Source organism: Methanosarcina sediminis (assembly GCF_052056915.1).
Classification (GTDB): domain Archaea; phylum Halobacteriota; class Methanosarcinia; order Methanosarcinales; family Methanosarcinaceae; genus MTP4.
Genome location: NZ_CP195119.1, coordinates 2,448,651 through 2,463,235 on the forward strand (window position 1 = coordinate 2,448,651; position 14,585 = coordinate 2,463,235).

General features: G+C 46.8%; 15 protein-coding genes. 9 read left to right on the top strand and 6 right to left on the bottom strand.

Annotated features, from left to right (window positions below; translation table 11 throughout):
* Positions 1-4: 4 nt before the first annotated feature.
* From ACSAZK_RS10525 to ACSAZK_RS10535, 3 genes are read left to right on the top strand one after another with little or no spacing between them, the layout of a single operon-like run.
* Positions 5-631, top strand: coding sequence for a phosphatidylserine decarboxylase (locus ACSAZK_RS10525; RefSeq protein WP_440954096.1), 627 nt, complete (start codon positions 5-7; stop codon positions 629-631).
* Entirely contained in the window at positions 628-1,323 is a 696-nt protein-coding gene (locus ACSAZK_RS10530; protein ID WP_440954097.1) for an archaetidylserine synthase, read from the top strand. The genes ACSAZK_RS10525 and ACSAZK_RS10530 overlap by 4 nt, the downstream gene beginning before the upstream one ends.
* Positions 1,298-1,699, top strand: coding sequence for a dihydroneopterin aldolase family protein (locus tag ACSAZK_RS10535; protein ID WP_440954098.1), 402 nt, complete (start codon positions 1,298-1,300; stop codon positions 1,697-1,699). The genes ACSAZK_RS10530 and ACSAZK_RS10535 overlap by 26 nt, the downstream gene beginning before the upstream one ends.
* Positions 1,700-1,905: 206 nt before the next feature.
* Here ACSAZK_RS10535 and hisC read toward each other — a convergent pair whose 3' ends face one another.
* The 4 genes from hisC to ACSAZK_RS10555 form a co-directional block, all read right to left on the bottom strand.
* Positions 1,906-3,000, bottom strand: coding sequence for a histidinol-phosphate transaminase (gene hisC / locus ACSAZK_RS10540; protein WP_440954099.1), 1,095 nt, complete (start codon positions 2,998-3,000; stop codon positions 1,906-1,908).
* Complete coding sequence (locus ACSAZK_RS10545) at positions 2,987-4,159, bottom strand: acetylornithine transaminase (protein WP_440954100.1); 1,173 nt, start codon at positions 4,157-4,159, stop codon at positions 2,987-2,989. Before ACSAZK_RS10545 ends, hisC begins: the two co-directional genes overlap by 14 nt.
* 414 nt (positions 4,160-4,573) lie before the next feature.
* Entirely contained in the window at positions 4,574-5,776 is a 1,203-nt protein-coding gene (locus ACSAZK_RS10550) for a polymer-forming cytoskeletal protein (protein WP_440954101.1), read from the bottom strand.
* A gap of 294 nt (positions 5,777-6,070) precedes the next feature.
* Positions 6,071-6,550, bottom strand: a complete 480-nt coding sequence (locus ACSAZK_RS10555; protein ID WP_440954102.1) for a PUA domain-containing protein — start codon at positions 6,548-6,550, stop codon at positions 6,071-6,073.
* Positions 6,551-6,800: 250 nt separating this feature from the next.
* Between ACSAZK_RS10555 and ACSAZK_RS10560 the strand changes: the two genes are divergently transcribed.
* The 4 genes from ACSAZK_RS10560 to ACSAZK_RS10575 all read left to right on the top strand — a co-directional run bounded on the left by ACSAZK_RS10560 (position 6,801) and on the right by ACSAZK_RS10575 (position 11,596).
* Positions 6,801-7,916 carry a hypothetical protein gene (locus tag ACSAZK_RS10560; RefSeq protein WP_440954103.1) on the top strand — a complete coding sequence of 372 codons (1,116 nt, stop codon included), beginning with the start codon at positions 6,801-6,803 and terminating at the stop codon, positions 7,914-7,916.
* A 332-nt stretch (positions 7,917-8,248) separates the two neighbouring features.
* Positions 8,249-9,301, top strand: coding sequence for a hypothetical protein (locus ACSAZK_RS10565; protein ID WP_440954104.1), 1,053 nt, complete (start codon positions 8,249-8,251; stop codon positions 9,299-9,301).
* 328 nt (positions 9,302-9,629) lie between these two features.
* Positions 9,630-10,754 (top strand): hypothetical protein, encoded by a 1,125-nt coding sequence (locus ACSAZK_RS10570; protein WP_440954105.1) that lies wholly within the window; start codon positions 9,630-9,632, stop codon positions 10,752-10,754.
* A gap of 275 nt (positions 10,755-11,029) precedes the next feature.
* Complete coding sequence (locus ACSAZK_RS10575; protein WP_440954106.1) at positions 11,030-11,596, top strand: hypothetical protein; 567 nt, start codon at positions 11,030-11,032, stop codon at positions 11,594-11,596.
* 176 nt (positions 11,597-11,772) lie between these two features.
* Here the strand turns inward: ACSAZK_RS10575 and ACSAZK_RS10580 are convergent, their stop codons facing one another.
* On the bottom strand, positions 11,773-12,075 hold the full coding sequence (locus ACSAZK_RS10580; RefSeq protein ID WP_440954107.1) for a DUF1894 domain-containing protein: 303 nt from the start codon (positions 12,073-12,075) through the stop codon (positions 11,773-11,775).
* A 500-nt stretch (positions 12,076-12,575) separates the two neighbouring features.
* On the opposite strand from ACSAZK_RS10580, the gene ACSAZK_RS10585 reads away from it, so the two are divergent.
* Both ACSAZK_RS10585 and ACSAZK_RS10590 read left to right on the top strand, forming a co-directional pair.
* Positions 12,576-13,034 carry a DUF1890 domain-containing protein gene (locus ACSAZK_RS10585; protein ID WP_048182026.1) on the top strand — a complete coding sequence of 153 codons (459 nt, stop codon included), beginning with the start codon at positions 12,576-12,578 and terminating at the stop codon, positions 13,032-13,034.
* Positions 13,031-13,405: a DUF1894 domain-containing protein gene (locus ACSAZK_RS10590; RefSeq protein WP_440954108.1), complete on the top strand. Its 375-nt coding sequence runs from the start codon at positions 13,031-13,033 to the stop codon at positions 13,403-13,405. Before ACSAZK_RS10585 ends, ACSAZK_RS10590 begins: the two co-directional genes overlap by 4 nt.
* 162 nt (positions 13,406-13,567) lie before the next feature.
* Here the strand turns inward: ACSAZK_RS10590 and purM are convergent, their stop codons facing one another.
* Positions 13,568-14,569: a phosphoribosylformylglycinamidine cyclo-ligase gene (purM, locus tag ACSAZK_RS10595; protein ID WP_440954109.1), complete on the bottom strand. Its 1,002-nt coding sequence runs from the start codon at positions 14,567-14,569 to the stop codon at positions 13,568-13,570.
* Between the last annotated feature and the right edge of the window lie 16 nt (positions 14,570-14,585).

Consider the following 14,585-nt stretch of genomic DNA (forward strand, 5'->3'; position numbering starts at 1 on the left):
AGGTATGTTTGCAAAAGGCTCGGAACCCTGGATTTGTGTTGCTATCTCCGTCACTGCCCTTCTTGCGGGCTTTCACCAGGTTACGAATTATTCCGTGTTTCTCCACGCTACGTATCTGGGGACAGCAATGGCCATATTCATGGTCTGGTTCTTCAGGGACCCTGAGAGGAAAGTAGAAGTTTCGGACAACTACATGATCTCCCCGGCTGACGGCACGGTCATTGACATAAGAGGGCGTAAAATCTGTATATTCATGTTTCTCCAGAACGTCCATGTAAACAGGACTCCAATTTCCGGCAGGATTACGGAAGTAGTCTACAAAAAAGGAGGATATCTTCCGGCTTTTTGCAAGGACTCTGAAAGAAATGAAAGAAATGAGTTCATTATCATCAGCAAACACGGGGATGTTAGTGTTACACAGATCGCAGGTACAATTGCCCGCAGGATCGTTACTTATGCAAAAAAAGATGATATTGTTGAACAGGGCCAGCGCATAGGGATGATCCGTTTCGGGTCGAGGGTAGACGTGACAATCCCCGAAGCCTTTGACATCACTGTCCGTAAAGGAGAGAGGGTGTTCGCAGGCAGGACCGTTATAGCAACACTAAATGAGGACAGTGATGTAGTATGACCCTTTTGCAGCTTTTAAGATTACCTGACTTTGTTTCCCTTTCGAACCTCTTCTTCGGAATCTCGGCTATTTCCGCTGCTCATGTAGGCTCCTTTGACCTTGCCCTGATCCTCCTGCTTCTTGCAGCAATTGCGGACGGGGCGGACGGGCACTTTGCCCGGAAATTCGGGGGAGGTAAGCTTGGGGAACAGCTGGACTCCCTGGCCGATGCTGTCTCTTTCGGGGTCGCTCCTGCTCTTGTTATTTACTTCAATTTTGGCGGAGAAGACCTGATTGTAGTCATTTTTGCATACTTCTATGCTCTCTGCGGGGTCCTGAGGCTTGCTCGTTTTAACGTAATCCCCTCGGAAAAGGCAGGTTTCGAAGGGCTCCCGATCACCGCAGGCTGTGTTATGCTAGCCTCGTACATGCTCCTGGGAGGAAACCTTGTCAGGATTGACTTCCTGCTTGTCCTGACCCTTGCCCTGTCCCTCCTGATGGTAAGCTCCGTGGCCTATCCCAAGATCAAGAACTTTAAACTCCTGGCTTTCATAGCTTTCATGTTTTTCGCCATGGTGCTGCTCTTCTTCATAGACCTGCGTTACATGAGGTTCTTTTCCCCGCTTCCTTTCATTTTGATGCTGGTTTATATGCTCTCTCCCTTCCTGAAAGTGCCCCTATTGAACAATGCAAATAATAATAAGAAAAGGTGATTCCATAACTGATTATACAAATGATAATATAACTGACAGGGACAATGCTCTCTTTGAGGCAGGCATAAAATTGGGTGCCCTCTTCCACCAGTTTACTGGCTCCCCCGTGAACCTGAAAACGGCAGGAAGTCTGGAAATAGCCATTCAGGAAAGCATCTCCGTCCAGCCTTACGTGGAAGACATTTCCGTGAAAATCGACCGGGAAATGCTGAAAGGCAAATTGAACGATGAATTCGGCTACTTCGAAATCCAGGGGCCCATGTTGAAAGTAAAAATCACCGTAAAATACGGCTCTGCCAGGGTGAAAGTGGGAATGGAGTACGACCCCGAACTGGATTATCCCCTCATGAAAATCGAAGGAATTGAAGAAATTTGAATTAAAATTGGAGAATTGAAGGAATTGAGGAAATTGAGGAAATTTTAATTAAAATTAGAGCTTTGAAACCTGGTTGCCGGGTTTCCATCACGTCTTCTTCAATCTTCCTTTTCAATCTTCCTTTTCAATCTTCCTTTTCAATCTTCCTTCTTCAATCTTCCTTTTCAAACTTCCTTCTTCAATCTTTCTTTTTTAAACTTCTTTTCTCAAAGCTCTTTTTTTGCGGCCTCGAAAGCTTGGATCACCTTTTCGTTCTGTTCCGGGGTTCCCACTGTCAGGCGGATCAGGGTATCCCCGGCATCTCGGAAGGAGTCGCAGGGACGCACAATAATCCCTTTTTTCAGGAGAGCTTCGGACACGGCTTTTGATTTAAGCGGGGCGACATCCACGAGGACGAAGTTGGCCTGGGAGGGGTAAACTTTGAAAGGCATCCTCTCTTTCAGGTCTTCCCTTCCTTTCCTGGCAAGTTCTATGCTCTTCCGGAGGTGTTCTGTATCCGATAGGGCAGCGATTCCTGCCCTGAGAGCGGGGAGGCTCACGCAGAAAGGCGTTGCTGCCCGCATGTATTCCCTTTGAAGCCATTCCGGCATGATCCCGTAGCCAAGGCGCAGGCCTGCAAGTCCGAAGGCTTTGGAAAAGGTCCTGCCTACGATCAGGTTGTCGTACTCGCTGACCAGGCCTGCGAGGTTCCTGTCGGCAAATTCCACATAGGCTTCGTCAACGAAGACAAGGGCCCGGGTATTTTCGAGGACCTTTCTCAGGTCGGCTTCAGGCAGGAGGTTCCCTGAGGGGTTGTTGGGAGAGCAGAGGAAGATAAGCTTTGTTCGCGGGGTTTCGGCTGCCAGGACTTTTTCCGGGTCCACGGAAAAGTCGGCTTCCCTGCTGACAAAGACCGGGATTCCCCCGCAGGCCAGGGCCGGAAGTTCGTAATAGGCAAAGGTGGGGGTCGGGACAATGACTTCGTCTCCTTTTTCGAGGGTGAGCCTGCAAAGCCCGTCCAGGAGCCCGTCCATCCCGGGGCCGGACGCGACAAGGTTCGAGAGTGGAAACCCTGTGTATTCCGACAGGGCTTCCCTTAACTCCCGGGCATCGGCTGAGGGGTAGATGTTTGCGCCGGGAGCGGCGTTTATTAGGGCTTCCACGGCTTTCGGGGAGGGTCCAAGGGGGTTTTCGTTCGATCCGAGCTTGATGATCGTTGCCGGGTCAAGCTCGTAAGCCGAGGCTATTTCCTCGATCGATTTTCCGGGCACGTACTCTGCAATCTCAAAAATTTCTTTTTTTATGAGTTCAGGCCTGCTCAAGGATACCAACTACCGCATCTATCTGCTCTTTGGTGATTACAAGCGGGGGCACAAGGCGGAGCACCGAGTCCGAGGTGCAGTTCACAAGCACACCGTGTTCCCGGGCAAAGTCCACGATATCCCCACATTTGTAGTTCATCTCAACCCCGATCATGAGCCCTTTCCCACGGACTTCCACTACATCGTCCCTGTCCATGTTCCTGAGTTTTTCTATAAAATAAGCTCCCATTTCACGGGAACGTTCCAGGAGCTTTTCTTCCTTGATGGCTCCGATTGAGGCGAGAGCAGCAGCACAGGCCAGGGGACCGCCTCCGAAGGTGGCCGCATGCTGGCCGCGCTCGAAACTGATTCCTTCACGGGCGGCAATGGCTCCCATGGGGAAACCTCCTCCGATTGCTTTTGCCATGCTCATAATGTCGGGTTCAACCCCTGCCTGCTCTTTACAGAACCAGGTCCCTGTTCTCCCGAAGCCTGTCTGCACCTCGTCAAAGATCAGGAGAGTGCCGGTTTCGTCGCAGATTTCCCTTACTTCTTTAAGGTAGCCGGGGTCAGGAATGTTCACCCCGCCTTCCCCCTGGACGGGTTCCAGGATAACGGCGGCGGTATTGTCGGAGATTGCCTGCCTGATTGCATCGGCATCGGAGTAGGGGACAAAGGTGGTCTGCGAACTTACTGGAGGCTCGAAAGGTGCTCTGTATGCGTTTTTGTAGGTTACGGAAAGTGCTCCTATGGTCCTGCCGTGGAAGGAACCTTCGGCTGCGATAAAGGCGCTTTTCCCTGAGACCATGCGGGCAAGTTTCATTGCAGCTTCCACGGCTTCGGCTCCCGAGTTGCAGAAAAAAACACGTCCCATGCCCGTAACCGAAATCAGGGCTTCCGCAAGTTCGGCCTGGATTTCGGTGTAGTAGAGGTTGGAGACGTGCATTAGTTCTCCTGCCTGCTCCCTGATAGCCTGGACCACTTTCGGATGGCAGTGCCCTACGTTGTTTACCGCAATCCCTGCCACGCAGTCGATATATTCTTTCCCGTGCACGTCATAGACAAGTGCCCCTTTTCCTTTCGAGAGCACGAGGGGCTGGCGCCCGTAGGTCTGCATAACGTATTTTGCATCTTTCCCGATAACGGAATTGTACTTTGCCTGTGGATCTTTCTGATCCATTATTCCTTCTGTCAAATGAACACCTTCTCTGAAATTTATAACTAAAAGTTATAATGGTAAGCCGCTTACTTGCAACCGCTTACTTGCGACAACTTACTTACAGCTCTTACCTGCGGAAGAATATCTCCGTAATTATAGCAGTCAGTTGAAACTCTCATCTATTCTATCTGAAGCCAGATAATTCTCTGATCCCCTAATAATCTTATTGCTGCAAGGCAATTTCCTTCAAAGAATATGCTACCTTCTTAAAGGTTTCTTCACTCAAAATAAAAAAATCGGAGTATGCCTTAGAAAAGCCAGGATTAGTCAGGGTTCGGGAGTTTTCAGGCTCTTCCCAGTTTGGGGCCGGAAGTGGGGAAAAGTCCGGTCTCCGGCTTATGGCAGCCTTCAGGACCCTGAAACCCTGCATTTTTCTTATCTGAACCTCTGAACACCCATAAAACGTCGGCTTCTTCCCATTGCCCCGGTTCTTGCAGGCATTCTTCCTCTGCCGGGCACAAAACCGTTTTTAGCTTTTGCCTTTGTTTTCATGAGGGTTTCGATTTCTACCACTTCAAAGGCTTTTACGCCCCCTTCTTCATGAGAGCTTTCTTTAAACCCTTCAGCTGCTTTTTCAGTCGCTGGGCTCTCAAAATTCCGGATTTTTTTGAAAGCTATTTTTTCTGCAGGTTCCCGGATAAACGATACTCCGGAAGGTGCCCTGATAGTACCGTCTACCCTTGCCTTTTCATGCAGGAACACGGCATCGGCCTTTATTCCTCCGTAGATCCGGCTGTTTCTTCCTATACGGACCTGTCCTTTTGAAACAAGGCTGCCGTGGACAGTGCTGTTGTCCCCGAGAGTAATCTTGTCCTCCGAATGGATGCTTCCCTGCAGGGTCAGGCCTTTTCCTGCCTCTAACGACTGCGCCTTAATATTTCCTATGAGAACACAGCCGTTTCCTATCAAGGCTTTTTCTGCAACTTCTATGGCTTTCGGGGAGACTTTAGAGCCTGCGGGCACAATCAGGAGCTTTTCGCCAAGTCGGGGGGTCTTTTCATTGTCCTCACAATCTTCGAAGAGGTCTTCAATGGCTTTTTCAACTTCTTCGCCCTTTCCGAGGCCCATCATTTCCCTGATGTACAGGAAAAGGAACATGATGACGGGTACGGGGTTCCTGACAACTATCCAGCCTTTGGTTTCGAATCCGGCTTTGACCTTCACTTCTTTTCCAACGTCCAGATCTCTTTCAACGGTCAGTTTCCCGTCAATTGTCACGAATTCTCCCAGGTAGGCGTTTTTCCCAACATCGACATTGCTCCCGAATTTGGACCACATGTCAATCCTGGCATCGGACCTGGCTGCAACGTCTCCAGAAACGCTCACACCTTCCCCGATTATAACCGTATTTCCGGAAATCCCGTATTCAATACTGGAGTGGTTGCCGACAATCACGTCTCCTTCCACGAAGATCCGGTTAGCTTCTATTCTGGTGTTGTCGGGAATGAGCAGGGATTTAAAGACCTGTTCTGGCTCTGAAATGTTTTCACTCTCCGGGAACTGATTTTGGATGCCTGGATCTCTGCTGCAGGGATATTGTTTGAAATCCTTTTTCAGAAATCTATGAAGTACTTTCAAGCAAAAACTACTTTACAGGATATATTTTTATTCATTTACTGTGGGCCTGAGCCACACAAAATGGCATCCTCATTATATTATGTCCTATTTCTACCAGCCTTTACATATAAAATATTGTGTAAATTTCCGGAAATATCTATTCTATTTCCTTTCTCCAGTCTATTTCCTTTCTCCAGTGTCTTCTCCGGAAAATCCGAAAGATAAATCCGGGAAGAGGAAAGAAAAAACACAGGGAACATACAGGGAAAACCCGGATGAGCAAAGGGAAAACACAGGGACTCCTGTGTTGGAGGTTCATTCCGCTTTCTTTGATTCTATGCCTACCCGCACATCCACTGCAGGCCCACCCTCAAGGGCAAGGACCTCTTCGGGAGAGAGGAGCAGCTGTCCGGTCGCAAGCAGCCTGTCGTTTTCGTCCGTGACAAGGACTTCGTCCCCTGCCCTGAGTTCGGGGTCGAGGGATACCACATGTTTTGCAAAAGCCGTTTTACCTTTTGCCACAAAAGGGGCCGCATCTTCACAGACCACTACCCTTAGCCTTTTTCCCGGTAAATATCCGTGAAGAACGGCTGCCCCTTTCATACTCAGGGTAAAAAAACCGTCCTTTGCCCTTGCTGTTGTGATGCGCTTTCCGGAGTGGAAAACCTGGCGCACTCTCTTTGTCCGGGATAACTGGAATGTTGCCCCTTCAGGGAAAAGTTCTTTTCCGGAGCCTTTACCAAACTGGTAATCCGCGATCGTGCGGACTCTTGTAAGTCTTTCTTCGCTTTGCATGAGAGTAAATAATATGCTGAACTTAAAGCCGTGTCGGTCATCCTGAGTTTTCCGGATAGATTTCCCGGGATGCATCTTATTAATATTTATAAAACGATATAATAACTTATTTATATTTGTTGCATTAAAGCAGTAACTGGTAGAAAATATAAAATTTCGTGAAAGTTTATGGCGTTTTCCGGGTCCAAGGATCTGCAGACCTGTTCTGGCGGCCCGGAAAGTTATCTTATATAAAATGTCGAGGGCTCTTTTGATTCGTAAAAACATCTCCCTGGATGATGCTCATCTCCTTAAGCTCCAGCCTTTCCTGGACAGGCATGGAGGAAATCTCAGTGCGGCGGTAAGGGAAGCTATCGAGCTTGCCGATCTCGCTCTGGAAAAGCACGGGACTCCGGAAAAAGCAGCAAATTCCCTGAATGGAAGTGAAATTGATTTCGGAGGAATGGAAACCCTGGTGGAGTCAGGGGAAGGCATCATGGTAAGCCAGCAAGTGTTGAACTGGCTTGTGAAGAATACTTCCGGCAGGCTGCTGGATGAAGACGTTGTCCATGAACTGATCAACCCTTACAGGATCAGAACGATGTCCGAACTTGAAGGATATCTCAATGCCCGCAGCCGGAAGATGGGCTGGAATCTGGAGGTTTCGGCTGCCTGCGGCAAGGAACTTGACCCTGAATTTTCAACTGTGGGTTTTCTGGGGGGAGATCGGGACCTCCGGGAACTCGTTGTGGAAACAGTTTGTCTTTTCCTGGCGCGGTGGATGAGCCTGGATGTGGAAGTGGTGCACAGGAAGTCCAACTCGACTACCGTCTACCTGAAGCCCTTTGCACGGCATGAACAGGGAGAAATTCCCCCCGGGATCCTGAAGTACTTCGGGTCGATGGACAGCATGTACAGGGAAATCGAAAGAAAAGTGGATTTCTGGAAAACGCTCGTCGAACTATACAAGTTTTTCAACTACCAGCGGATAAACATCGACAGGAACCTCTTCGAAGCTTTTGCTGCGGGGGAATATCCCGATATAAAGAAGTATTTCGAGGTAAAAGCCGGGCGCAAGCTCCGTGAAATCCCGCTTTCGGAATTGATCCCTCTTTTCAAACACCTGTTTATGGCCTCGCAGCTTGTGGACGATGTCGAAATTAACACGGAAAAAGGGAAAGAGTACATCAAAGTTTACCATAATTATTCCAGTGAAAAGGTAAGTGCCAAAATGGTCCGTCTTTTTTCTGATGTATTCCGGGCAGGCTGGCACAGTTTCAGTGTAACCTCTCTTAAGGGGCTTACAATATTGGAGTTCAATGGTCCGGAAGTTGAAAAGGAAATTTCCGGGCTTCCCTACCCTTCAGACGAAGGCGTGGAACTCTAAGAAAATGAGAGTTGGGGTCTAATTTCATATTCTTTCGTATTCTTTCGCGTCCTTTCGTTTCCTTTCATATTCTTTCGCGTCCTTTCGTGTTCTTTCAGGTCTTCTCGGTTTCTTTTTAGAGATTGGCATGAAAGCAGCTCATTCTTATTTTTATAATATTTAAGAAATTTTATATACCAGCGATTAACATCTTAGTGTGTATTGGATGGCATCCATTCACATCCTGATGCCCGTAAACATCCGTTATCCGGAAATACGACGGACATTTGTTTCAAATTTCAATGCCCGGCTTGAAAGTACCTTATATTCAAAAACAACTCTGGGGAACGCTAGTGATCCGAAAGAATATCTCAATGGAAGACGAGTACCTGCAAAAATTGCGCCCTTTTCTGGATAATAACTCTGGTAATCTGAGTGCGGCAATACGGGATGCCATCGAACTTGCCGAAGCTGCACTACAGGAATATGACACAATCGAAGAGGCTATTAAGCACCTAAGGGAAGAACCCGGGTACCCTGCGCTTCGCAACAGCCTGATTGAAAGTGGAGAATGTATATTAATGAGTCAGCTTGCCGTTAGGTGGCTGATCGAGAAAACCGACGGGATTCTCGTGGAAGAAGGGATCGTAAGTGAACTTTTCAATCCTTACCGGATAAAGTCTCTTCCCGACCTGGTGGGGTACCTGAACACCCGAAGCCGGAACATGGGGTGGGAACTTGTAGCTTCGACATATCACCTGGATGACGATAAAACCGAAGTAATAATTCTCGAAAACGGGGACCCGAGTTTCAGGGCTTTCATTTCGGAGAAAATCTCTATTTTCCTTGCCCTTTATATGGATCTGGACGTCTCTTTTGTCCACCGGAAATCAAACTCTATCCGTATATATCTCAAGGAATACAGGTCTATGGGTCTGGAACTTCCTCCAGGAATTTTAAAAAACTTCGGAGCTTTTGATGCCGTTTTCAAGGAGATTAAGAGCCGGCCTGATTTCTGGATTTCCCTCATAGTCAGGTACAGGCAGCAAAGGTACCAGAGGGTGAACCTGAACAAGGACGTTTTTGAAGCTTTCCTCGTGGGAGAAGTCCCTGACGTGACAAGCTTTTTCGAAGAATCTGCGGGTAAACCTATACGAGAGATCTCGCTTTGCGAAATGATCGTTGCCACGAAAAAACTGGCCTCAGTCACCCAGCTTGTAAGTGATGTCGAAAGGGTTTTTGAGGAAGGAAGGATGCAGGTAAAAATCCGGCATCAGTTTTCCAGTGAAAAGGCTTCCCTCAAATTGGTTGAGATGTTTTCCAGGCTGTTCCAGGCTGCCGGATATGAGTTTGAAGTAAGGATCATTTCGAACCTTCTGATTTTCGAATTCAGGGAAAAGTGTTAAACAGCCTTCCGGCTTTTTCCAGGTAATCTCCTTTTCGGATATTTTCCTTTTTCAGGGATTTTTCTCAGCTCTGGAAGGGATCTTCAGTTTTTTTTAAACTGTAGCAGGTTTTTCCCCGGCCTTCTCTCTTCTCTCCAAAGCTCTGTATTCTACGTTTTTGTCCCTTTCGCAAACTGTCTAATCTTTTAAACACATGTACCAAAAAAATTAAAAGTTATAATCTACAATTATTTGGTATTGGGTGTTACTCAATTATGTGGTCAAGGCGAGTGAACAATTAATGCTTAAATACCTGCCTGGTCCCAACAGGTTGAAGAAGGCAATCTAAGTGATAGTCCGGAAGAATATCTCGATTGACCAGTGCTATATCGATAAGCTCCAGCCTTTTCTGGAAAAAAATAACGGCAACCTGAGTGCAGCGATAAGGGACGCTATTGAAATTTCTTCCCGGGTAGTGGAAGGAAAAAAGGCTGTGGATGCGGAAAAGTACGTAAATAGTGTTCCTCAAAATACGGAAATTCGCAATAAGCTTATTGAGACGGACGAATTCATACTTGTACACCGTACCATGTTTGAATGGTTCTTTAAAAAAACTTCAGGGCTGCTTATGGATGAATCTACCATATATGAGCTTATAAATCCTTATAAGTTCAGAAAGGTCCCTGAAATAATCAACTACCTGAACACACTTAACGAGAAGCTTGGCTGGAAGATTAAGGTTTCCGCAGAATACCGGGGAGAGCCGGAACCGGAATCGTTTACTCTTACTTTCTCAAACGGCAATCCTTCTTTCCGGGAACACCTGGTTCACGGGGTTGCTCTTTACCTGGTTAAACAGATGAAACTGGATGTCCAGGGACTGTACAGCAGGTCAAATGTGACCAAGCTTTACCTGAAGCGCTTTAAGTATCTTGATTATGAAAAGGTTCCTGAAGGCTTTGAAGGGCAGTTCGGTTCCATGGACAGCACCTTCCGGGAAATCCGGAAAAAGCCTGATTTCTGGAAAAATCTCATCCATCTCTACAGGCAGCACAACTACCAGCGAATCAGCATACAGAAATCAATTTTTGAGGACCTTGTCTCCGGAAGAGTGCCTGATGTTGCGGATATTGCAAGGGACTTCGAATTCCTCGCGGGAAAACCTCCTGATGCTCTCACTCTTTCCGAACACATTATGATTTTCAAGGAACTCTACCTGACAGGCAACATGGGGAGTGATATTGAGGTCTCCACGGAAAAAGGGCGTGAATACATAAAACTCATTCATGAGTATTACGATGAAAAGGTCTGTGAATACGTCACTCAGTATTACTCAAACATGTTAAGGGCTCTTTTCTATCCTTTCACAGTAACTTCCAGTCCCAACATGATCCTTTTTGATTTCAGGAAAGGTCCCGATTCCTGTGCCGAAACAAAACCCGATTTTGTCGATCCCGGTTCTCTGATTCCCTGAAACTCTGCTCTCAGGTTTTTGTTTCAGGACTTTGTTTAAAAAAAGTCTACTATTGACTTACTGATACGTTGACTTACTGATACGTTGACTTACTGATACGTTAAATTACTGATACGTTGACTTACTGATACGTTGACTTACTGATGCGTTGACTTACTGATGCGTTGACTTACTGATGCGTTGACTTACTGATGCGTTGACTTACTGATACGTTGACTTACTGATACGTTGACCTACAGATACATTGATATTGCAGAGTTTCATATCCCTTTTCCATGAGTGACGTGATTCTGCTCTGGGACACCCCTTTGCTTTTTGAAAAACTGTTTCTTGAATACGGCCTTGAATGCACCCGGACACATTCCGGCTCCCTGGGCACCCCCTATCTTCCCGCCTGTAAAATTCTGGTTGTGCCCACAGGTTTTGCAAACCGGCAGTATACCAAAATAGGGTCCGGGATCGAAAGCAGTGGAACTCGCCTTGAAAGGTTTGTGGAAAAGGGTGGGACCCTGCTGGTCTTCAGCCCTCTTGTTCCGGAATATGAATATGAATGGCTGCCCTTCACCCTGAAGTACGTAATGGAGGAAAACCCCTGTACTCCCCGGCCAGTGGGCGAGCACGATGCCCAGAAGCTTGTGGAAGGTGTCCACCCTCCCGTTGGATGCGACGGTTATTTCGCAGAAACCGATGCCTACGTGGTGCTGGAAGATGATAAGGGAAGAGCCATTATGGTTGCAAAGGAAATCGGAAAGGGACTGATAGTGGCAACCACCGTGCATGAACTGCCTGCAGAAGAGTTCTTCAAATGCAGGATCTGCGGGGCCTGTAAAGTTAAGGTCTGAACAAGTTCAGGTCAGGAAAGTTCAGATCTAAATTATTTGAACTCTGAAGGAAAAGTCCGGGTCTGGATGTTAAGGTCTGAAGGAAAAGTCCGGGTCTGGATGTTAAGGTCTGAAGAAAAGTTAAGGTCCGAAGAAAAGTTAAAGACTTAATTCTTTTTTATCGACCTTCCTCCTCCTCATTTTATCCTTTTAACGTTTTTGTCTTTGCTGTACTGGGCTTTCAGCTTTTTGATCTCTCTTGCTTCGTTTCTAAGCCTCAGGACAAACAAGCCGAAGCAGGGTTTTATATACTGAAATATTATGTCGTCTCCTGAAAACCCCACAGGGGCTACCTCTCCCATGAGAGGGAGGTCTTTTACCTTGTATCCGCCGGGTACAAGGTAAACTTCTTCAGAATTATCCTTTACGGTTTTTTCACACTCCTTGAGTGTGGCATTCTTCAGGAGAAGTTCAAAGTCCAGATCGCTTAAACATACCATTTTTGTACCTTTTATGATTTTTTTCTTTTAGATCAGCCAGAAAGATTTTGATGGCTGCCACTGCCTCAAATGACCTCTATTAAATCTACAAATTTAAATTAAGGGGGGATAATATATAGAGATAGCTCATTCTAAAAAGAGTAAAAAGATGGTTCCAAGTTTTGCTTCTTTGACTTTATTACGGAATTTTCTAACCCTTAGTGCTTCTCAGAACTTCCTTTTCACGATATTTAAACCTGGAATATTGAACCTTTTTTAGGAGCGATATCAACAAACATATAAATTGTTAACACATGAGAATTATTATAATCAGAACTTAGAAGAATCGAAACACGAATCTACGGGAACATGGTTGAATTAAAACATTATTCCGTTTCAAGGATTTCCACCTAAATCTTAATTGCAAAGGTTAAATTCAGGCTTATGTATATTCCATTCTTACAGATAGCATTCTTACAGATAGCATTCTTAATGATAAAAATACATCAGAGATGAAATTTATGACCGGCGTAAAAGTGCTCCTCATGATGGGATGCCCTGAGGTCCCAATTCAAACCAGCATTGCTCTGTATCTTTCCCATAAGCTGACTAACTCAGGATTCGATGTAACCGTTGCCGGGACAGGTGCAGCAACTAAGCTTTTGAGAGTCTCTGATTCCGACAGCTATTATGTAAAAAATCTGGTGAATCTCGATAAAACCCTGAAGGACGTTATTGAGAAAAGAGCGGATTTCGACATCTGCTTTGCCTTTATGCATAATGATGCCGGAATGACCTATGCCGCTACAATGAGTGCCCTTTCCGAGGCTAAACTGTACTCCATAGTCTTTGGAAGGAACGCCGAGGCTCTGGCCGAAACCATCGAATTCGATTGTGATAGGATCATCGAAAAGGCCGCTCACAATCCCGTTCAGCTCAAGAAAAAGCTGGATAAGGTGCTGGAGGAGATATCCAAATGAGCTGTATTGAGCAAATGAAGTACGAGATCCTCCTGGATAGGACGACCTATAAGGATGCCAGAGAGTACATTAAGGAAAACTCGGACGAGGTTTACTATGTTTCTCCCGGCTACAAGATATTCAGGGACTACCACATAATAGGAGTTCCGCCCATTGCTCTGGGGGTTAAAGGAAGTGCTCTGATCTTCACCTATACAAAGCCCTGCTATGGAACGTTTGTCCTGACCGTAGACAACGAGGATAGCATAAAGGAGATCGATCGGCTCAGGGAAATGGAGAAGGAAAAGGTGACTCCCTCATTGAAGAAAAGCAAGCCTCCTGCAAGCTCCAAAAAACCACCAGGCAGCTTCCTGGATATGTGGAAAAAGTGAATTCTAAAAGCAGGTGAATTCTAAAAAGATTTCAACCTAGGGGAAAAGAGTTTTACCCTCACCTTCCTCTAAGTTGACTTTCAAAACCGAGTTTTACTCTGATTAATTTTGCAGTAATAGTTTTGCACTAATTAGTTTTACACTAATTAGTTTTACACTCGCTTATTCTATTACCAGGTCTCTGACCCTGATTCCGCTTTCCACTATTTTCCCTACTATTTTCCCACCGGTTATTTCGGCAGCCCTTGCTGCGTCTTTTTCCGGGAGGATTAGCAGGAAGCCCATGCCCATGTTGAAGGTCTGGTACATCTCCAGGTCTTCGACTCCGCCTTCTTTCTGGAGGAACTTGAAGATTTCCTGGGGTTCCAGGGGATCGTAAAAGTCGAAGCCGAGTTTTGTCACCCTTCTCAGCTTCAAAAGTCCGCTGCCTGTGATGTGGGCAAGCCCGTGGACTTCGCATTCTTTGAGGGCGTCCAGGACTTCGATATAGATCCTGGTCGGTATCAGGAGGTCTTCTCCTATGGTCTTTGAAGCATCGTAGGGGCAGGGGTCCTGATAGGAGTATTTCGATTCTTCGATGATCTTCCTGACAAGTGTGTAGCCGTTGCTGTGCACCCCGCTGCTCGGGATCCCCACAATAACGTCTCCGACCTGCACTTTTTCCCCGGTTATGTCCTCGCCTTTCTTAACCATCCCGAGGCAGGTGCCTGCAAGGTCGAAACCTTTGATGATGTCGGGAAGGGTGGCGGTTTCCCCTCCGACGATGGACATCCTGGAGATCTCGGCTCCTTTCAAAAGCCCTTCCCCTATCTGCTCGGCAAAGGCCTCGTCGTGCTTTTCGAGAGCCAGGTAGTCCACAAAAGCCACGGGTTCGGCCCCTATGGCAAGGAGGTCGTTTACGTTCATGGCAATGCAGTCGATTCCCACGGTGTTCCAGCGCTGCATCTCGTTTGCGATGAGAACTTTCGAGCCTACCCCGTCCGTTGCCAGGGCAAGGGCATATTCCCCGAAGTCCAGCAGGCCTGCATAGTGCCCGATACCCGTCAAGGGGGCGCCGATGCCTTCCCGTACATAGCTGAGTTTGCCTGTCAGGGCTTTAATGGTTTTTTCTTCTTTCCTGATGTCAACGCCTGATTCTGCGTATGTAAGGTGTTTTTCGCTCACTCTCTGACCTCTTGCC

Excerpts from the sequence above, each read along its gene's own strand:
- ACSAZK_RS10525 (WP_440954096.1), top strand. The coding sequence starts at position 5 with ATGTTTGCAAAAGGCTCGGAACCCTGGATTTGTGTTGCTATCTCCGTC.
- ACSAZK_RS10530 (WP_440954097.1), top strand. The coding sequence starts at position 628 with ATGACCCTTTTGCAGCTTTTAAGATTACCTGACTTTGTTTCCCTTTCG.
- ACSAZK_RS10535 (WP_440954098.1), top strand. The coding sequence starts at position 1,298 with ATGCAAATAATAATAAGAAAAGGTGATTCCATAACTGATTATACAAAT.
- ACSAZK_RS10545 (WP_440954100.1), bottom strand. The coding sequence starts at position 4,159 with ATGGATCAGAAAGATCCACAGGCAAAGTACAATTCCGTTATCGGGAAA.
- ACSAZK_RS10555 (WP_440954102.1), bottom strand. The coding sequence starts at position 6,550 with ATGCAAAGCGAAGAAAGACTTACAAGAGTCCGCACGATCGCGGATTAC.
- ACSAZK_RS10575 (WP_440954106.1), top strand. The coding sequence starts at position 11,030 with ATGAGTGACGTGATTCTGCTCTGGGACACCCCTTTGCTTTTTGAAAAA.
- ACSAZK_RS10580 (WP_440954107.1), bottom strand. The coding sequence starts at position 12,075 with ATGGTATGTTTAAGCGATCTGGACTTTGAACTTCTCCTGAAGAATGCC.
- ACSAZK_RS10585 (WP_048182026.1), top strand. The coding sequence starts at position 12,576 with ATGACCGGCGTAAAAGTGCTCCTCATGATGGGATGCCCTGAGGTCCCA.
- ACSAZK_RS10590 (WP_440954108.1), top strand. The coding sequence starts at position 13,031 with ATGAGCTGTATTGAGCAAATGAAGTACGAGATCCTCCTGGATAGGACG.